This is a genomic window from Actinomadura sp. 9N407 (assembly GCF_044326315.1).
Classification (GTDB): Bacteria; Actinomycetota; Actinomycetes; order Streptosporangiales; family Streptosporangiaceae; genus Spirillospora.
The window spans coordinates 14,894-31,866 of sequence record NZ_JBIRAW010000018.1 but is presented as its reverse complement, the minus strand read 5'-3'; the positions used below and the strand labels follow the sequence as shown (position 1 = coordinate 31,866).

13 protein-coding genes are annotated in these 16,973 nt (G+C 72.9%); 3 read left to right on the top strand and 10 right to left on the bottom strand.

Annotated features, from left to right (window positions below):
• Positions 1 to 47: 47 nt before the first annotated feature.
• The 5 genes from ACH34Q_RS26330 to ACH34Q_RS26310 form a co-directional block, all read right to left on the bottom strand.
• Positions 48 to 2,549 carry a [protein-PII] uridylyltransferase gene (locus ACH34Q_RS26330; RefSeq protein WP_395985734.1) on the bottom strand — a complete coding sequence of 834 codons (2,502 nt, stop codon included), beginning with the start codon at positions 2,547 to 2,549 and terminating at the stop codon, positions 48 to 50.
• Between the two features lie 11 nt (positions 2,550 to 2,560).
• Entirely contained in the window at positions 2,561 to 2,899 is a 339-nt protein-coding gene (locus ACH34Q_RS26325) for a P-II family nitrogen regulator (protein WP_395985733.1), read from the bottom strand.
• Positions 2,896 to 4,275, bottom strand: a complete 1,380-nt coding sequence (locus ACH34Q_RS26320; RefSeq protein ID WP_395985732.1) for an ammonium transporter — start codon at positions 4,273 to 4,275, stop codon at positions 2,896 to 2,898. Before ACH34Q_RS26320 ends, ACH34Q_RS26325 begins: the two co-directional genes overlap by 4 nt.
• Positions 4,276 to 4,644: 369 nt before the next feature.
• Positions 4,645 to 5,805: a signal recognition particle-docking protein FtsY gene (gene ftsY, locus ACH34Q_RS26315; protein ID WP_395985731.1), complete on the bottom strand. Its 1,161-nt coding sequence runs from the start codon at positions 5,803 to 5,805 to the stop codon at positions 4,645 to 4,647.
• Positions 5,806 to 5,944: 139 nt separating this feature from the next.
• The gene (locus ACH34Q_RS26310) at positions 5,945 to 6,688 is read right to left on the bottom strand and encodes a LuxR C-terminal-related transcriptional regulator (protein ID WP_395985730.1); all 744 of its coding nucleotides are present in this window, start codon (positions 6,686 to 6,688) and stop codon (positions 5,945 to 5,947) included.
• Positions 6,689 to 7,185: 497 nt separating this feature from the next.
• On the opposite strand from ACH34Q_RS26310, the gene ACH34Q_RS26305 reads away from it, so the two are divergent.
• Genes ACH34Q_RS26305 through ACH34Q_RS26295 form a run of 3 tightly spaced genes read left to right on the top strand, consistent with a single transcriptional unit; the run spans position 7,186 to position 10,236 of the window.
• A complete protein-coding gene (locus ACH34Q_RS26305; protein WP_395985729.1) occupies positions 7,186 to 8,277 on the top strand; it encodes a sensor histidine kinase in 1,092 nt (363 codons plus the stop codon).
• On the top strand, positions 8,270 to 9,475 hold the full coding sequence (locus ACH34Q_RS26300; protein WP_395985728.1) for a hypothetical protein: 1,206 nt from the start codon (positions 8,270 to 8,272) through the stop codon (positions 9,473 to 9,475). The genes ACH34Q_RS26305 and ACH34Q_RS26300 overlap by 8 nt, the downstream gene beginning before the upstream one ends.
• A gap of 14 nt (positions 9,476 to 9,489) precedes the next feature.
• Positions 9,490 to 10,236: a DNA-binding response regulator gene (locus tag ACH34Q_RS26295; RefSeq protein WP_395985727.1), complete on the top strand. Its 747-nt coding sequence runs from the start codon at positions 9,490 to 9,492 to the stop codon at positions 10,234 to 10,236.
• Positions 10,237 to 10,243: 7 nt separating this feature from the next.
• Here the strand turns inward: ACH34Q_RS26295 and smc are convergent, their stop codons facing one another.
• The 5 genes from smc to rnc all read right to left on the bottom strand — a co-directional run bounded on the left by smc (position 10,244) and on the right by rnc (position 16,836).
• Positions 10,244 to 13,951, bottom strand: a complete 3,708-nt coding sequence (gene smc, locus ACH34Q_RS26290; protein WP_395985726.1) for a chromosome segregation protein SMC — start codon at positions 13,949 to 13,951, stop codon at positions 10,244 to 10,246.
• Between the two features lie 468 nt (positions 13,952 to 14,419).
• Entirely contained in the window at positions 14,420 to 14,617 is a 198-nt protein-coding gene (locus ACH34Q_RS26285; RefSeq protein WP_395985725.1) for a hypothetical protein, read from the bottom strand.
• Positions 14,618 to 14,794: 177 nt separating this feature from the next.
• Positions 14,795 to 15,109 carry an acylphosphatase gene (locus ACH34Q_RS26280; protein ID WP_395985879.1) on the bottom strand — a complete coding sequence of 105 codons (315 nt, stop codon included), beginning with the start codon at positions 15,107 to 15,109 and terminating at the stop codon, positions 14,795 to 14,797.
• Positions 15,110 to 15,186: 77 nt separating this feature from the next.
• Positions 15,187 to 16,062: a bifunctional DNA-formamidopyrimidine glycosylase/DNA-(apurinic or apyrimidinic site) lyase gene (gene mutM, locus ACH34Q_RS26275; RefSeq protein WP_395985724.1), complete on the bottom strand. Its 876-nt coding sequence runs from the start codon at positions 16,060 to 16,062 to the stop codon at positions 15,187 to 15,189.
• Between the two features lie 3 nt (positions 16,063 to 16,065).
• Entirely contained in the window at positions 16,066 to 16,836 is a 771-nt protein-coding gene (gene rnc, locus ACH34Q_RS26270; RefSeq protein WP_395985723.1) for a ribonuclease III, read from the bottom strand.
• Positions 16,837 to 16,973: the final 137 nt, after the last annotated feature.

Here is a 16,973-nt window from a genome sequence, read left to right as displayed (position 1 = left end):
GGCGGGGAGGCGGTCGTGCCCCCGTGGCCGTCTCTCCGCCTCCCGCCCTAGCTGCGTTCTTGGCGCAGGGTGTCCAGCACGTGCCGGCGTACGTCGGACAGCCTCGCCGAGTCCGTCACGGCCTTTCCTGAGGCGTCCACGGCGTAGAAGACGTCCACGGCGTCGGCGCCCAGCGTGTCCACTTGGGCGGCGCGTACCTGCAACCCGCACTCGCCCAAGGCCTGCCCTATCCGCCACAGCAGTCCCGGGCGGTCATGGGCCCGTACCTCTACGACGGTGGCCGTGCTGGACGCGTCGTCGACGATCGTGACCCGCGGCGGGGGTACGGCTATGGCGGGCCGTACGCGAACGCTCCGGGCACGGCGTTCCAGCCGTGCGGCGACGTCGAGGCGGTCGGCCAGCATGCGCCGCAGGTCGGCCTCCAAGGCGGCAGGATCGGGCGGGTTTCCGTATTCGGGAACGGCGATGAAGTCCAGTACGGCCGTCACCGGGTGGCTGTTCCCCGACGACGCCGGGGATGACGTACGGGCCGAACGGACCACGAGGCGGTGCAAGGCCAGGACTCCTGCGGCCTTCCAGAGCAGCCCTGGGCGGTCCGGAGCGGCGATGGTGACGCGGGACCCGGAGATGCGCACCGCGCCGCCGTCATGGCGAGCCAGGGCCAGCTGGGCCCCATCCAGGGAGGGCGGCGGGGGCGGGGTACCGCCGGCCAGGGCGGCGGCGGCCCTGCGGGCGAGTTCGGCGATCAGTCCGGCCTTCCAGGTGCCCCAGGCGGCCGGGCCGGTGGCCTGGCCGTCGGCGATCGCCACCGCGGCCAGCAGTTCGATGATCTCGCGTTCCCGGCCGGGGACCGCGGCGACGGCGGAGGTGACGGCCTGCACCGTCCTCGGATCGTCGATGTCGCGCCTGGTCGCCGTCTCCGGGAGCAGCAGATGGTGCCGGACGAGGGTCTCCAGGACCTGAACGTCCTCGGCGTCGAAGCCCAGCCGTACGCCCAGGTCGCGGGCCACCACGGCGCCGCCGACGGAGTGGTCGCCCGGCCAGCCCTTGCCGATGTCGTGCAGGAGCGCGCCGACGAGCAGCAGGTCAGGGCGTGACACGTCGCGGGTGAGGGCGGCGGCACCGGCAGCGGCCTCCACCAGGTGACGGTCCACGGTGAAGCGATGGACGGGGTTGCGCTGGGGGCGGTTACGGACGCGTTCCCAGTCGGGCAGCAGCCGTACGATCAGCCCGGCCTGGTCCAGGGCCTCCCACACACCGATGGCCGCCGTACCCGCGCCTAGGAGCGACACCAGTGCGTCCCTGGCCTCGGCAGGCCACGGTACAGGCGGCAGCGCGGCATGCTCGGCCAGCCTGTCGACCGTGGCGGTCGCCAAGGGAAGGCCTGCCTGGGCCGCAGCGGCGGCGACCCGAAGCACGAGTGCGGGGTCGTTCAGGTCGGCGTCCCGTGCGAGGACGACTTCGCCCTCTTGTTCCACGGCACCGTCACCGACCGGCGTGCGCTCGACTCCACGGGAACCGGTGGAGCGCCCTACGGGACGGGCCACGGTTGTACGGCGCGGAGCACAGAAACGCTCGACACGGCGCCAGAGGTGGTCACCGGCGTACGTCACCGTACGGGCGGCCTCGGCGGTCGTACGCAGCAGGACGTTCCCGTCCAGCATGCCCAGCGCGCTTGCCACGGCCTCGTGCTCTTGCAGGACGAGGCGGTCGGTGGAGCGTCCGGTGACCTCGTGCAGTACGTGCCGTACATCCAGGAGAAGGTCGTGGGCGGCACCGACGCGGGCGTCCGGGGCCGAGGCCACCCAGGAGGCGGCGACGGCCCTCATGGCGTTGACGTCGCGCAGGCCGCCATGGGCCTCCTTGAGGTCGGGCTCCAGGAGAAACGCCAGTTCCCCCTTGGACTCCCAGCGCCGGCGGCACATCTCGCTCAACTCCGCCAGCCGCCGCCGGGCGTCGGCGCGCCAGTCGGCCAGCACGGCGGCGCACAACTCGTCCACCAGCGCGTGGTCGCCGGCGATGCGGCGCGCCGAGAGCAGGCCCAGGGCCGCCTTCATGTCGGTACGCGCCACCTCCCGGGCCTCGGCCACCGTACGGACCGAGTGGTCGAGCCGGATGCTCGAATCCCAGATCGGGTACCAGACCCGGTCGGCGATCCCCGCCACGTCCGGCCCGCCACGGTGCAGGAGGACGAGGTCGAGATCGCCGCCAGGGGTCAGCTCCCGGCGTGCGTGACTGCCCACCGCGGCCAGCGCGACCCCGCCGGCGTCGCGCCCCCCGGCGTCGTGCCCTCCGGCGTCCCTCGTCCCCGCGTCCCTCGTCCCGGCGTCTCTCGTCCCGGCGTCTCTCGTCCCCGCGTCCCCGGTCCCGGCCAGGCCGTTGCAGGCGGCGGGGCCGGGGCGCGGGGCGGAGCCGGGGCGCGAGGCGCCGAGGAGGCCGGCGAGCCAGCGATCGATCTCGTCGGCGCGCGCGGCCCGCGCCGCCGCGAGGGCGGAGCGGGCCGCGCGGGCCTCGTCGCCGACCGTGCCGTGGCCTTCAGCCAGCGTCACCGGGCGCGTCCTTACAGGGCCTCCGCACCGGTCTCGCCGGTACGGACGCGGATCACGGTCTCGACCGGAACGGCCCAGACCTTGCCGTCACCGATCTTGTCGGTCCGGGCCGCCTTGACGATGACGTCGATGATGTCGTCGGCGTCCTCGCTCTCGACCAGGACCTCGACCCGCAGCTTGGGCACCAGGTCGACCTTGTACTCGGCGCCCCGGTAGACCTCCGTGTGGCCCTTCTGCCGGCCGTACCCGCTGGCCTCGCTGACGGTGAGCCCCTTGACCCCGAAGGCCTCCAGGGCCGCCTTGACCTCGTCCAGCTTGAACGGCTTGATGACCGCCGTGATCAGCTTCATGCCTCAGCCTCCACCTTCTTGTCAGCCTCCACTTTCTTGTGGGTGCCGCCGGTCTTGTGGGTGCCGCCGGTGGCGGTGGCAGGTGAGGGTAGCGACGCGCCGACACCGGCGTGCACGCTACCGAAGTCGTACGCGGTCTCGGCGTGGGCGCCGCTGTCGATCCCGGAGACCTCGGCCTCCTCACCGATCCGGAAGCCCATCACCAGGTCGATGAGCTTGGCGATGATGAACGTGACCACGAACGAGTAGACCATCGTGGCCCCGACCGCGACCGCCTGCTTGCCGAGCAGCCCGAGCCCGCCGCCGGCCAGCAGGCCGTCCGCGCCGGCGTCGTTGACCGCGGTGGTGGCGATGAAGCCGATGGACAGGGCGCCGACGATGCCGCCGACCATGTGCACGCCGACCACGTCGAGCGAGTCGTCGTAGCCGAGCTTGTACTTGAGGCCGACCGCGTAGGCGCAGACCACACCGGCGACCAGGCCGAGCGCGATGGCACCGAGCGGGGTGATGAACGCGGCCGCCGGAGTGACCGCGACCAGACCGGCCACGATGCCGGAGGCCAGGCCCAGGGTCGTGGAGCTGCCGTCACGCAGCTTCTCCACGATGATCCAGGCGAACGCCGCCGCGCAGGTGGCGACCAGCGTGTTGATGAAGGCCACCGCCGCGGTCTCGCCGGCCGCCAGCGCCGAGCCGGCGTTGAAGCCGAACCAGCCGAACCACAGCAGCGCGGCGCCGAGCAGGACGAACGGCAGGTTGTGCGGGCGCATCGGGTCCTTCGGCCAGCCCTTGCGCCGGCCCAGGACCAGGGCCAGCGCCAGCGCGGCGACACCGGCGTTGATGTGCACGACCGTGCCGCCGGCGAAGTCGAGTGCGCCCAGCTCGAAGATCCAGCCGGCCTTGCCGCCCTCCTCGCCGTCGGACCACCACACCCAGTGCGCGATCGGCAGGTACACCAGCGTGACCCAGACCAGGGTGAAGAGCACCCAGGCCCCGAACTTGGCACGGTCCGCGACCGCGCCGCTGATGAGCGCGACCGTGATGATCGCGAACGTCGCCTGGAAGGCCACGAAGACCAGCTGCGGGATGCCCGAGCCGTCGTCGGCCGTGGCGACCTTCTCCAGGCCGACCAGCCCCCAGTCGCCGAACCCGCCGATGAACGAGCTGAGCCCGCCGGCATCGGTGAAGGCCAGGGAGTAGCCGTAGACGACCCAGACCATGCCCACCACGGCGATGCTGACGAAACTCATCATCATCATGTTGAGCACGCTCTTGGCCCGGCTCATCCCTCCGTAGAAGAAGGCCAGGCCCGGGGTCATGAGCAGGACGAGCGCCGTGCTCGTCAGCATCCATGCGGTATTACCGCTATCGATGTTCATCTCAGGGAGAGCCCCTCCTCGACAGGAACGTGGACTGCTCAGAGACTCTTGCGCGGCCGTTTCACCTGAGGGGCCCTTGTGTTTCTACGGTGTGAAACCCCTTCGCCAAGTGTTTCGATGGTGTTTCGAAAACCTCACCGCCCGTCCCATCGGGCCGGAACGGCGCCGTTCACGGCCATTTCGCTTCCGCCGGGACGTCCGGGACGAGAAATGCAGAGGGCCCCTCGTGCATCTCACCGATGCACGAGGGGCCCCTGGGAAAAGAGTGGCCGGACCTCGGACCTGATCCCCTGTCTTTTCCGGGGGACGCCCCGCAGACCCCCGCCTAATTTCCTGTCTCTTCTGGGGGGACGCCCCCAGACCCACCGACTAGTCCCCGAGGATCGCGTCCACGAACGCCTCGGGCTCGAACGGGGCCAAGTCGTCCGGGCCCTCGCCCAGCCCGACCAGCTTGACCGGAACGCCCAGCTCACGCTGGACCTGGACGACGATGCCGCCCTTGGCGGTGCCGTCCAGCTTGGTCAGCGCGATGCCGGTGACGTTGACGACCTCGGCGAACACGCGCGCCTGCTGCAGGCCGTTCTGGCCGGTGGTGGCGTCCAGGACCAGCAGCACCTCGTCCACCGTGGCCTGCTTCTCGATCACCCGCTTGACCTTGCCGAGCTCGTCCATCAACCCGGTCTTGGTGTGCAGCCGGCCGGCGGTGTCGATGATGACGGTGTCGACCTTGGCCGCGATGCCCTGCTTGACGGCGTCGAACGCGACGCTGGCAGGGTCGGTGCCCTCGTCCTTGCGCACGACCTGCGCGCCGACCCGGGTGCCCCAGGTCTCCAGCTGGTCGGCCGCCGCGGCTCGGAACGTGTCGGCCGCGCCGAGCAGCACGGTACGGCCGTCGCCGACCAGGACGCGGCCGAGCTTGCCGCAGGTGGTGGTCTTGCCGGTGCCGTTCACGCCCACGACCATCAGCACCGCGGGCCTGGTGCCGTGCGGCTCGGTGTGCAGCGACCGGTCGAGGTCGGCGCCGATCTGCTTGACCAGCTCCTCCTTCAGCAGCGCCCGTACCTCCTCGGGGGAACGGGTGCCGAGCACCTGGACGCGGGTCCGCAGGTCCTCGGTGATCTGCCGGGCCACCGAGACGCCGATGTCGGCGCCGATCAGGGTGTCCTCGATCTCCTCCCAGGCGTCGTCGTCAAGGGTCTCGCGCGACAGCAGGCCCAGCAGGGTCTGGCCGAACGCGCTCTGCGAGCGCGCCAGCCGGGCCCGCAGCCGTACCAGCCGCCCGGCGGACGGCGGCGGCACCTCGATCTCGGGCTTGGGCGGGACGACCTCGGCCGGCGGCGCCCGCTCGACCGTCGCGGATTCCCGCTCGGCCTCCTCGACGGTGGTGGCACCGCCGGGCGCGAGATCGGCGGGCCGCTCCGCGGGCTCGACGGGCGGTCGGGGCTTGCGGCGGCCGGGCCGCAGGAGCAACGCGCCGCCCACGACCAGAGCGACGACGGCCAGTCCTACGATGAGGATCAGATAGTCCATAGCGAGACCAGTTTTCCAGACGGGCGCCGATGCGCCGAACCCCGTACCTCGGCGGGCGAGCCGCCCGCCGCCCGAGACCGTACGAGACCAGTGCCCCACGCGGGCGAAGGTCAGGGCAGAAGGTCAGGGCGATGGAGCCTCAACGGCCGCCGACACGCGCCCGGGAGTCCGGCGGTACGGGGCGCGCGCCCAGCCAGGTGATGATGGCCGTGGCGCGATTGCGGGCACCGAGTTTCGCGTAGATGCGGTTGATGTAGTTCTTGACGCTCTTCTCGGCGAGAACGAGCTCGGCCGCGATATCGGAATTGGTGCAGCCCTGGGCGATGAGGTCCATGACATCGGTCTCGCGCCCCGAAAGCCCGAACCGTTCGCGGGCCCGCGCCTGCTGGAACTGTGCTTGCTGGGGCTGTACTTGCTGAAGCTGTGCCTGCTGGGGTTGCGCCGTTCCGGCTTCGGGACGGGACGCGCGGGCTGCGGCGACCAGGGCGGCGGTGGCGGCAGGGGCCAGCGGGTGAGCGTTGTGGCGCAGGGTGTCCCGGATGGCGGTGGCCAGTTCGTCCGCGGTGAGCGTGCCATGCAGCAAATAGCCGACGGCGCCGTCCCGGATCGCCGCCAGGACCAGGCCCGGATCGACGCGGGGCGCCAGCACGATCACCCGGCTGATCCGGCTGAGCTCGGCGACGCCCGCGAGACCTGGGGGCTCGGCGTCCAGCAGGACCACGTCGGGCATGAGCGTCCAGGCCGGTTCCAGCGCGCGGCGGGCGTCGCCGATCTTCGCGACCACCTCAAGATCGGGGCACTCCGCCAGGAGACGGGCGAGTCCCGTCCGCAGGATCGGAGCGGCCGCCACCACCATGACCCGGTACCGCTCCGTCTCGGACATCGAGCCTCCGTTTCCAGCAGGCCGGATCCCCCCGGGGAGCCGTGCGGCTCCCGCAGCCATGATCGGTGAGTGGCCCTCCAGTCTGCGGTGCCGGGTCAGGCCTGTCATGACCGCCGTCCGGGGGTCATGACCGGGGAAACGCGGGCCCGCCTGCAGGGCCGTCGGAGGGAGGCGATGGCCGGATACGGCCGGTACATGACGGTGTCGGCCCCAGGCGTTGCGAGCGCCTCCGAAGGCCAGCCAAGATCGATGCCGGAGGCGAGATCTTGCTGATCGCGAAGCGATGCCGGCGCTCGCCGCGAGCGCGACAAGCGACGAGCCGCCAGGCGAGGAACGCCGCTCGCGCACGCAATGAACACAGCACCGCTCACGTACACAGCACTGCTCGTATACACAGCACCGCTCAGGCACGCGGCGCCGCTCCTCCGCGCAATCCTCCGCGCAATAGGCAGGGTCCCTCCGATCACGCTCTCGCCCGTACGGTCCAGCGCTTCACGGTGGCGCTGCGCTGCGGGGGCGTCGCGGCGGCGGCCATCGCCGCCGCGATCGCCGGGGACGAGGGGGTCTCGCGTGGCTGGCAGGCGTCGGTGCTGGGCGCGCTGGCGGTCTGGGCCGCGTTCTTCACCGTGACGGCGCTCCGGCGCGGGCTGTCGTTCCCGCTGGTGGCGGGCGACGCGGCGGTGGTCTCCCTGGTCCTGCTGGCGCAGCCCCGCTTCATCCCGGCAGCGGCCGCCGTCGACGAGACCACCTGGGCGATCATGCTGGCCAGCACCGCCGTGTACGTGGCGCTGCTCGCGCTGCGGCCGCTCGCCGCGCTGCTCCCGGTGGTGACCGTGATCACCGCGTACGTCATCGGTGCCCCGGTCGTGACCAGCCAGGTCCGGGTACTGATCGTGCAGACGGTGGCGGTCAGCGCGATCATGGAGTTGCTGCGCCGGGGCGGCCGCCGGGCCGACGCGATCGTGGCCGAACGGGACCGGGAGCGGCGCCGGGCGCGGGTGGAGGCGGCCCGCCGGGCCGACGAGCGCCATCACCGGGCGCAGGTGCACGACTCGGTACTCGCCACGCTGACGATGGTGGCTTCGGGCGCCATGCGGCCCGGGTCGCCGGGGCTCGGGCCGGGCGCGCGGCGGGCGCTGGAGGTCATGGAGGCGTTCGCCGCCCCGGCACCGGACGGTCCCGAAGTGGATCTCACCGGACGGCTGCTGACGCTGGTCACGGAGACGGCCGCGCAGATCGCGGTGTCCTGGCCGGCCCGGTCGGGGGTACGTGCGGCGATCATGGTGCCGGAGCCGGTGGCGGAGGCGATCACCGGGGCAGCGGGTGAGGCCCTGCGGAACGTGGCGCGCCATGCCGGCACCGGCCGGGCCACGCTCCGGGCCTCGCATCGGGCCGGGGCGGGCGGCGGGACGGTGACCGTCGAGATCGCCGACCGGGGACGCGGCTTCGATCCCGGCGACGTCCCGGCGGGGCGGCACGGCATCGCCCGTTCGATCACGCAGCGGATGGCGGCGGCCGGCGGTACCGCGACGGTGGCGTCCCGGCCACGCGAGGGGACGCGGGTCGTGCTGCGGTGGCCCGGTGGCTGAGGCGACGGAGGCGGACCTGTTCGCCGCGCGCTTCACCCGGGCGTTCGACCTGGCGACGGTCATCACGGTCACCGGCTGGCAGGTGGCCGCGGCGGGCCCGGCGCTGCTGGTCTTCCTCGATCGCTACCACTCGGCCGCGGCGGCGTTGGCGGTCTGGGCCGTCCAGCTGCTGATCATCGCGGTCGGCTCGGTCCTGCTGCTGCGCGGGATCACCAGCACGGCCACCACCTGGGCGCTGATCGCGGCCGTCATCGGCACCGGGGCGGCGATGGCGGTCAACTGCCCCGGCGACGAGCAGCTGATGATCAATTGGACCTGGACCACGGCCGGCCTGATCGGGGTGCTGCTCCTATTGCACCGGCCGATGCGCGAACTGGTGGCGCTGCTGCTGGTGAACGCGGGGATCGTACTGCTCGCGCTGGTCGCCACCAGCATGATCGACCGGCATCGGGCGGCGGGCCTGGTGACACTGCTGTACGCCTCGGCCAGCATCCAGCTGGCCATGATGACCGCGGCCCGGGTGTTCCGGTTCAACGGCGGCATGGCCGCGGGGGCGGCGGCCGAGCAGTGCGAGATCGCGAGCCGGGAGGCGGTGATCGCCGAGGTCGCCGCGGCCCGGCAGGCCCGCTACCAGGAGGCCAGGACGCTGGTCGCGCCGATCCTGCGCGGCCTGGCCGACGGGACCGTCGATCCCGCCGATCCGGCCGTCCGGCACCGGTGCGCCTCGGCGGAGGCCATGCTGCGGCGGCTGCTGGCCGAGCGCGAGGACGTCCCGCATCCGCTGCTGCGGGCGCTGCAGCCGGGCATCGACGACGCGGTACGGCGCGGCGCGGTCGTCGAGGTGGCCCGGGTGGGCGGGATCCCGGTGATGCCGGAGGAGGCCGGGGCCGCGCTGGCCGGCGTCCCGCTCGCCGTGCTGGCGGCCACCCGGACCCGCGCCCGCGTCACCGTGGTCTCGACCGGGCCCGGCCAGGTCAGCGTCTCGGTGCTGGCCGGCGCCTCTGAACTGGCCGGCGTCTCGGAATTGGCCGGCGTCTCGGTGCTGGCCAGCGTCTCGGTGCTGGCCGGCGCCTCGGTACTGGCTGGCGAAGAGGCCGCGGGAGCGTACACCGGACGCGCCGGGCCGGACGGCGTCACCGTGACCGCCGACCGGGACGGCGACCTGCTCTGGGTGGAGGCCCGATGGACGAGCCCATGACCACAGTCAAGCCCATGACGACGAGCGAGCCCATGACCACGAGCGAGCCTATGACCGCAAGCGAGTCCACGCCCCTGCCCCTGACGGAAAGCGACGCGACCGGCGACGCGCGGCCCGTACGGATCGCGGTCATCGACGACCAGGACGTCGTGCTGTCCGGGGTACGGACGTGGATCGCCGAGGACCAGGCGGGCGAGGGCCGGCGGGTCGAGATCGTCTACACCGCCACCGATCTGGACGGGCCGGCCGAGGGACCCGCCGCGACCGCCGACGTGCTGGTCGTCGATCTGCGCATCGCCGGCGAGCTGGTGTTCGACCGGATCGCCGAGATGGCCGCCGCGGGCCGCCGGGTCGTGGTGTTCTCCCAGCACGCCGAGCCCGAGATCGTCCAGCGGGCCGAGCAGGCGGGCGCGCTCGCGTACATCACCAAAGAGACCGGCGAGGGGCGGCGGCACCTGATCGAGGCCGTGCTCACGGTCGCGGGCGGCGAGACGTACACGACGCCCTCGCAGGCGGGCGCGATGCTCGCGGCCACCGGACAGCACCGGCCGCGCTTCTCCGAGCAGGAACTGCGCACGATGCGGCTGTGGCTGGGCGGCCTCACACGCGCGGGGGTGGCGCGGCAGCTGGGCATCAGCGAGCACACCGTGAAGCAGTACCTCGGGCGCGCCCGCGAGAAGTACGCCAAGGCGGGACGCGAAGCCTCCACCCGGGTCGACCTCTACCGCGAGGCCCGCCGCGACGGCATCGTCGACGACTGACACCCCGCTAGACGGGCTCGCGTTCGAGGCGTTGGCTGACGACTTGGGTGACGCCGTCGCCGCGCATGCTGACGCCGTAGAGGGCGTCGGCGCCCTCCATCGTCCGCTTCTGGTGGGTGATGATGATGAGCTGGGACGACTCGCGCAGTTCCTCGAAGACGCGCAGCAGCCGCTGGGTGTTGGTGTCGTCCAGGGCCGCCTCGACCTCGTCCAGGACGTAGAACGGCGAGGGCCGGGCCTTGAAGACCGCGACCAGGAACGCGATCGCGACCAGCGAGCGCTCGCCGCCCGACAGCAGCGACAGCCGCTTGACCTTCTTGCCCGGCGGGCGGGCGGCGACCTCGACGCCGGTGACGAGCAGGTCGTCGGGCTCGGTGAGCGACAGGCTGCCCTCGCCGCCGGGGAACAGCCGGGCGAAGATCCGCTCGAACTCGCGGGCGGTGTCCTCGTACGCGGCGGCGAACACCTGCTGGACCCGGTCGTCGACCTCCTTGACGACGGTCAGCAGGTCGCGGCGGGTCTTCTTCAGGTCCTCCAGCTGCGAGGTGAGGAACGCGTGCCGTTCCTCCAGCGCGGCGAACTCCTCCAGGGCCAGCGGGTTGACCTTGCCGAGCTGGTTGAGCTGGCGCTCGGCGGCCTTGGCGCGCTTCTCCTGCTCCGCGCGCTGATACGGGGCGGGCTGGGCGTCCTCGGCCGCTTCGGGGCCGGGCGGGATGAGCTGCTCGGGGCCGTACTCCGACACCAGCGCCTCGACCTCGAGCCCGAACTCCTCCAGGGCGCGCTCCTCGTACTGCTCCAGGCGCAGCCGCTGCTCGGCACGGGCGACCTCGCTGCCGTGCACCACGTTGACCAGCCGCTCCAGGGTGCCGGACAGCTCCCGTACCTGGGATCGGACGACCTTCAGCTCGGCCTCGCGGGCGGCGCGGGCGCGCTCGGCCTCCTCGCGCTGGGCGACCGCCGTCGACAGCGACGCCTCGATAAAACGCAGCGCCGTGCGCGCGCCCTTGTGCACGGCTTCCGCGACCCTGGCCTGCTGCTCGCGGCGGGCGCGGCGGTGGGCGGCGCGGGCGCGTTCCTCGCGCTCGCGTTGCGCGCCGCGCTCCAGCGCGTCGGCGCGGCCCGAGATGGCCTGGACGCGCTCCTCGGCGGTACGGACGGTCAGCCGCGACTCCATCTCGGCCGAGCGCAGCTCCTGGCAGCGGGTGCTCAGCTCGTCGCGGGCCTCGGTGGCGTGCCCGGCGTCGTCGGCCACCTCGGCGGCCTCCTCCGACTCGGCGAGCCGTTCGGCCAGCTCCTCGGCGGCCAGCGCGTCGCGTTCCAGCGACTCGTTCGCGGCGTCGAGGGCCTTGGTGAGCCGCTCCACCTCGCCGCGCGCGGCCCGGACGTCGGCTTCGAGGCGGGCGGCGCGCTGGGCCTCCTTGGCGGCGTGCGCGTCGTGCTCGCGCAGCCTCGCCCGGACCCGGTCGAGGTCGGACTGCGCCTGGTTGACGCCGCCCTGCGCCTGGTTGACGGCGGCCTGGGCGGCGTCGAGAGCGGTCTGCCCGGCCTGCTCGGCCTCCGTGGCCTCGGTCAGCGCCTCCGCGTTCCGTTCGGCCTCGGCCTCGGCGGTGGCGAGGTCTTCGGTGGCCTGGTCGAGGGTGGCGCGCATCTGCAGCAGGCCCTGCGCGCCACCGGACGCACCGCCCTGGGCCCAGTGCGCTCCGACGAGGTCGCCCTCGCGAGTGACGGCCCGGAGGCTCGGCTCCCGCCGTACGAGCGCGGCCGCCGCGGCCACATCGTCCACGACCGCCACATCGTGCAGAAGGTGCGTCATGGCCGGACGCAGCGAATCGGGAACGGTGACCGCGTCGATGGCGTAATCGACCCCGGCGAGCCGGTCGCCCCGGCCCGGCCCGGTGCCTGTGCCGGTGGAGGTGCCGGTGCCGGTGCCGGTGCCGGTGGAACCGATCAGCATGCCCGCCCGGCCCGCGTCCCGCGTGTGCAGCAGTTCCAAGGCCGCCTCGGCGGCGTCCAGCGAACCGACCGCGATGGCCTCGGTGGCACTGGCGAGCGCCGCCGCGACCGCCGTCTCGTACCCGGGCCGTACGGTCAGCAGCGAGGCGACCGTACCGAGCACGCCGTCCAGGTCGCCGTCGCCGCCCGCCGCCAGCAGCGCCTCCCCGCCCTCGGCAGCGCTGCCCAGGGTCAGGTTGAGCGCCTCGATACGGGCCTGGAGCGCGGCGACCCGCTTCTGCGCGGCCTGGTCGGCCGAACGCGCCGCGCCCACCGCCGCCCGCGCGTCCTTGAGCCGCTGCTTGGGGCCGTCCACGGCGGTACGGGCCGCCTCGACGGCCTCCTTGGCGGTGGCCAGGGTCTCCTGGGCCAGCTCGTGCTCGGCCACCAGCTCCGGGTCCTCGACGACCTCGGCCTCGAACGCCTCGTACTCGGCGCGCGCCGCGTGCACCCGCTGCTCGGCCTCGGTCCGTGCCTCGCCGAGCCGGCCGATCTCCGACCCTCCGGCCTGGACCTTGCTGCGGAGCGCCTCGACCCGGCCGCGCAGCCGGGCCAGCTCCTCGCGGCGATCGGCGGCGGCGCGGGCGGCGGCCTGCAGCCGGCGCTCCTCGCCGGCCAGGGCGTCCTCGGCGGCGGAACGTTCCTCGACCGCCGTGGCCAGCCCGTACTGGGCCTCCTCCAGCGCGGCGCGCAGCATCTCCTCCTGCTCGCGGATCCCGGCGGCCTCGCGCTCCATGTCCTCGGGATCGCGGCCGCGCCGGTCGTCGTCGCGCGCCTCGGCCGCGTTGCGGTGCCGCTCGGCGGCCAGGTCGGCGACGCCGCGCAGCCGCTCCTTCAGCGCCGAGAGCTTGAACCAGGTGTCCTGGACCTGCGCCAGCCGCGGCGCCTGCTCGGCCTCCTCCGCCTCCAGGACTGCCTCGCGCTCCTGTGCCTCGGCGAGGGCGCGCTCGGTCTCGGTGCGGCGCTCGCGTACGGCGGCCTCGTCGGCGGCCTCCTGGTCGAGCCTGGTCCGCAGGGTGAGCAGGTCGTCGGCCAGCAGCCGCAGCCGCGCGTCCCGCAGGTCGGCCTGGATCACCGCCGCCCGCCGCGCGAGCTCGGCCTGCCGGCCCAGCGGCTTGAGCTGGCGGCGCAGCTCGCCGGTGAGGTCCTGGACGCGGGTGAGGTTGGCCTGCATCGCGTCCAGCTTGCGCAGCGCCTTCTCCTTGCGCTTGCGGTGCTTGAGGACGCCGGCCGCCTCCTCGATCACCGCCCGCCTGCCCTCGGCGCCCGAGTGCAGCACCCGGTCGAGCTGGCCCTGGCCGATGATCACGTGCATCTCGCGGCCGATGCCCGAGTCCGACAGCAGTTCCTGGATGTCCAGCAGCCGGGCCGAGTCGCCGTTGATCGCATACTCGCTCTGCCCGGACCGGAACATCAGCCGGCTGATCGTCACCTCGGTGTAGTCGATCGGCAGGGCGCCGTCGGCGTTGTCGATGGTCAGCACGACCTCGGCCCGGCCCAGCGGCGGCCGGCTCGCGGTGCCGGCGAAGATGACGTCCTCCATCTTGCCGCCGCGCAGCGACTTGGCGCCCTGCTCCCCCATCACCCAGGCGAGCGCGTCGACGACGTTGGACTTGCCCGACCCGTTGGGGCCCACGACACAGGTGATGCCCGGCTCGAACTTCAGGGTGGTGGAGGACGCGAAGGACTTGAAGCCGCGGAGCGTCAGGCTCTTCAGATACACGCGCTCGCTGTCCTCCTCCGGGGATCCCTCGGGGGAGCGCCTCCCCCGGGCACGGCCACACCGTCCACGGCTACCCGGCACCACCCGGGAACGCGTCGAAACGATACCGGCACCCGCCCGGCGCCGCGCGATACGCCGCCGACGGGGGACCCGCAAGTCCGCCGGGTGGCCGAAACAGGCAGCGTGGGCTGCGGGCTATGGGCAGTGTGGCCTGTGGGCAGAGCGGGCTGCAGGCAGAGCGGGCTGCGCGCAGAGTGGACTGTGGGCAGAGTGGGCATGCCGGTACAACCCGGAAAAAGCGGATGCCCGCGTCGGGTCCTGGAAACACGGGATCCTGGAAACGGGTAGGCCGAAGATCGACGCGGCCCGATCACGCAGGGTGCCGCCGGCCGATCACATGAGCGGGCAAAACATAAGGGACGCCTTGGTCGGCGTCCCTAGTGTGTTTCCCCGAAATAAAGGCGCCGATCAGGTCAGCGCCGGTTCGCGGTCCTTCACTCCGAGCAACATTACGTCGTCGTCGGTCGCCGTCGCGAGCTCGTCGTTCTCCGCCTGAAGCCGGACAAGCTCGGCTTCCAGATCACGTACGCGCTGCTGAAGGCGCCGCATCTCCGCGACCATCCGGGGGTCGGGACCGCCGACGTGGCCGAGTAGAGCCTTCGCCATGACTAAGGGTCCTCCACGCTGAGTAACCAGCAGGGATCGCGCACAAGATTCGAATCAGGAAGTGCGCGTATCGTCTAGAGTCGCACCGGCCGGTCTCCTGGTCAAGACACACATCACAGGCCGGTAACAACCTGTCGTCCCCAGTTTAGCAGGTACCAACCGGAATCCCCTACCCGGCTACCGTTCCAGGAAACCGGGGCCCTCCCCGCGGGGCTCGCTCCAGCGCTCGGCGACGCCCGCGAGCCGGCCGGGGGTCGCACCCTCGCGCAGCAGCTCCAGCAGCCGCTCGCAGGAAGCGCGCGGGCCCTCGGCGACGATCTCGACACGGCCGTCGTTCAGGTTGGTCGCACTGCCCGTCAGCCCGAGCTCCAGCGCGCGCGACCGGACCCACCAGCGGAATCCCACACCCTGCACGCGCCCTCGCGCCCACGCGGTCAGCCGTACGACCTTCTCGCCGCCGCCGGCACCCGCGCCGTCGCCGCCGTCGCCCAGGCCGTCGTCCTTCCCCGTGGCGTCCTTCCCCGTGGCGTCCTTCCCCATGGCATCCATCCCCGTGCCGTTCATCATGATCAGTATCGCGCCCGGCGGGGTTTGGGCTGGCAGGTGGGGCAGCTGAAGGACGACCGGTTCATGAAGACGTCGCGCCGGATGGGCGTCCCGCAGCGGCCGCACGGCTCGTCCCGGCGCCCGTAGGCGTCCAGCGAACGGTCGAAGTAGCCGCTCTCGCCGTCGACGTTCACGTAGAGGCTGTCGAAGGACGTCCCTCCAACGGCCAGAGCGGCCTCCATCACGTCCCGGACACCCGCGAGGACACGTGTCGCCTCCGCACGCGTCAGCGTCTCTGTGGGGCGCGCCCAGTGCAGCTTGGCGCGCCAGAGGGCCTCGTCCGCGTAGATGTTGCCCACGCCGCTGATGAGGGACTGGTCGAGCAGCGCGCGCTTGACGCCCGTACGGCGGCGGCGGAGCGAGGCGAAGAACGCCTCGTCGTCGAAGGCGTCTTCCAGCGGGTCGGCCGCGATGTGGGCGATCGGCGCGGGTACGGGCATCCCCGGCGCGGCGGTCATCTCCGCCACCAGCAGGTGCCCGAACGTGCGCTGGTCGACGAACCGCAGGTCCACGCCACCCTCGGCGAAGTCGGTGAACGAGACGCGCACGCGAAGGTGCTTCTCCCGTTCCCTGGCAGGCTCCCCCACCAGCAGCTGCCCGCTCATCCCCAGGTGGGCCAGCAGGGCCTCGCCCGAGTCGAGCGGGATCCACATGTACTTGCCGCGCCGCTGCGGCGCGGCCATGACGCGTCCGGCCAGGCGCCCGGCGAAGTCGCCGGGCCCCTCGGCGTGCCGCCGCACCGCGCGCGGATGCAGCACCTCGGCGGACGCGACCGTACGGCCGGTCACCCAGCGGTCGAGGCCGCGCCGTACGACCTCGACCTCGGGCAGCTCGGGCACGGGTCAGGACCGCCGGCCGTGCCGGGCGGCGTCACCGGAGCCGGCGTCCGCCTCGTCCTCCCGCTGGACGACCAGCTCGCGGATGCTGGTCCAGGCGGCCTCGGCGGCGTGCTGCTCGGCCTCCTTCTTGCTGCGGCCCTCGCCGGACCCGTAGGTGGTCCCGCCGACCCGTACCGCCGCGCGGAACGTCTTCTGGTGGTCGGGGCCGCTCTCGGCGACGTGGTACTCGGGGACGCCGAGCTCCTCGACCGCGGTGAGCTCCTGCAGCGAGGTCTTCCAGTCCAGCCCGGCGCCGAGCCCGGCGGACCGGGCGATCAGGCCGTCGAAGAGCCGGTGCACCAGCGCGGAGGCCTCGTCCAGGCCGCGGTCGAGGTAGACCGCGCCGATCAGCGCCTCCAGGGTGTCGGCGAGGATCGAGGCCTTGTCGCGCCCGCCGGTGCCCTCCTCGCCGCGGCCGAGCCGGATGTGGTCGCCCACCCGCATCGCGCGGGCCACGCCCGCCAGGGCGCGCATGTTGACGACCGCGGCGCGCAGCTTGGCCAGCTGTCCCTCGGGCAGGTCGGGATGGCCGCGGTACAGGGTGTCGGTGACGACCAGGCCCAGCACCGAGTCGCCCAGGAACTCCAGGCGCTCGTTGGTGGGCAGGCCGCCGTTCTCGTACGCGTACGAACGGTGCGTCAGCGCACGTTCGAGCAGATCGTGGGTGACCTCGACGCCGAGCGCGGCGGACAGTTCCGCGCGGTCGGGGCCGGATTCGCTCTTCTTGCCGCTCACAGGCCCTCCTTGGAGGCCTGGCACCGCCACCGGCGGTGCCGCAGGCGGCGCGTGACCTCGGGCCGCGGCCGGATGGCCGGACGGTCCCGCAACGGCGCGGACGCACGGCGCAGGGAAGGGTCCACGAAGACGAGGTG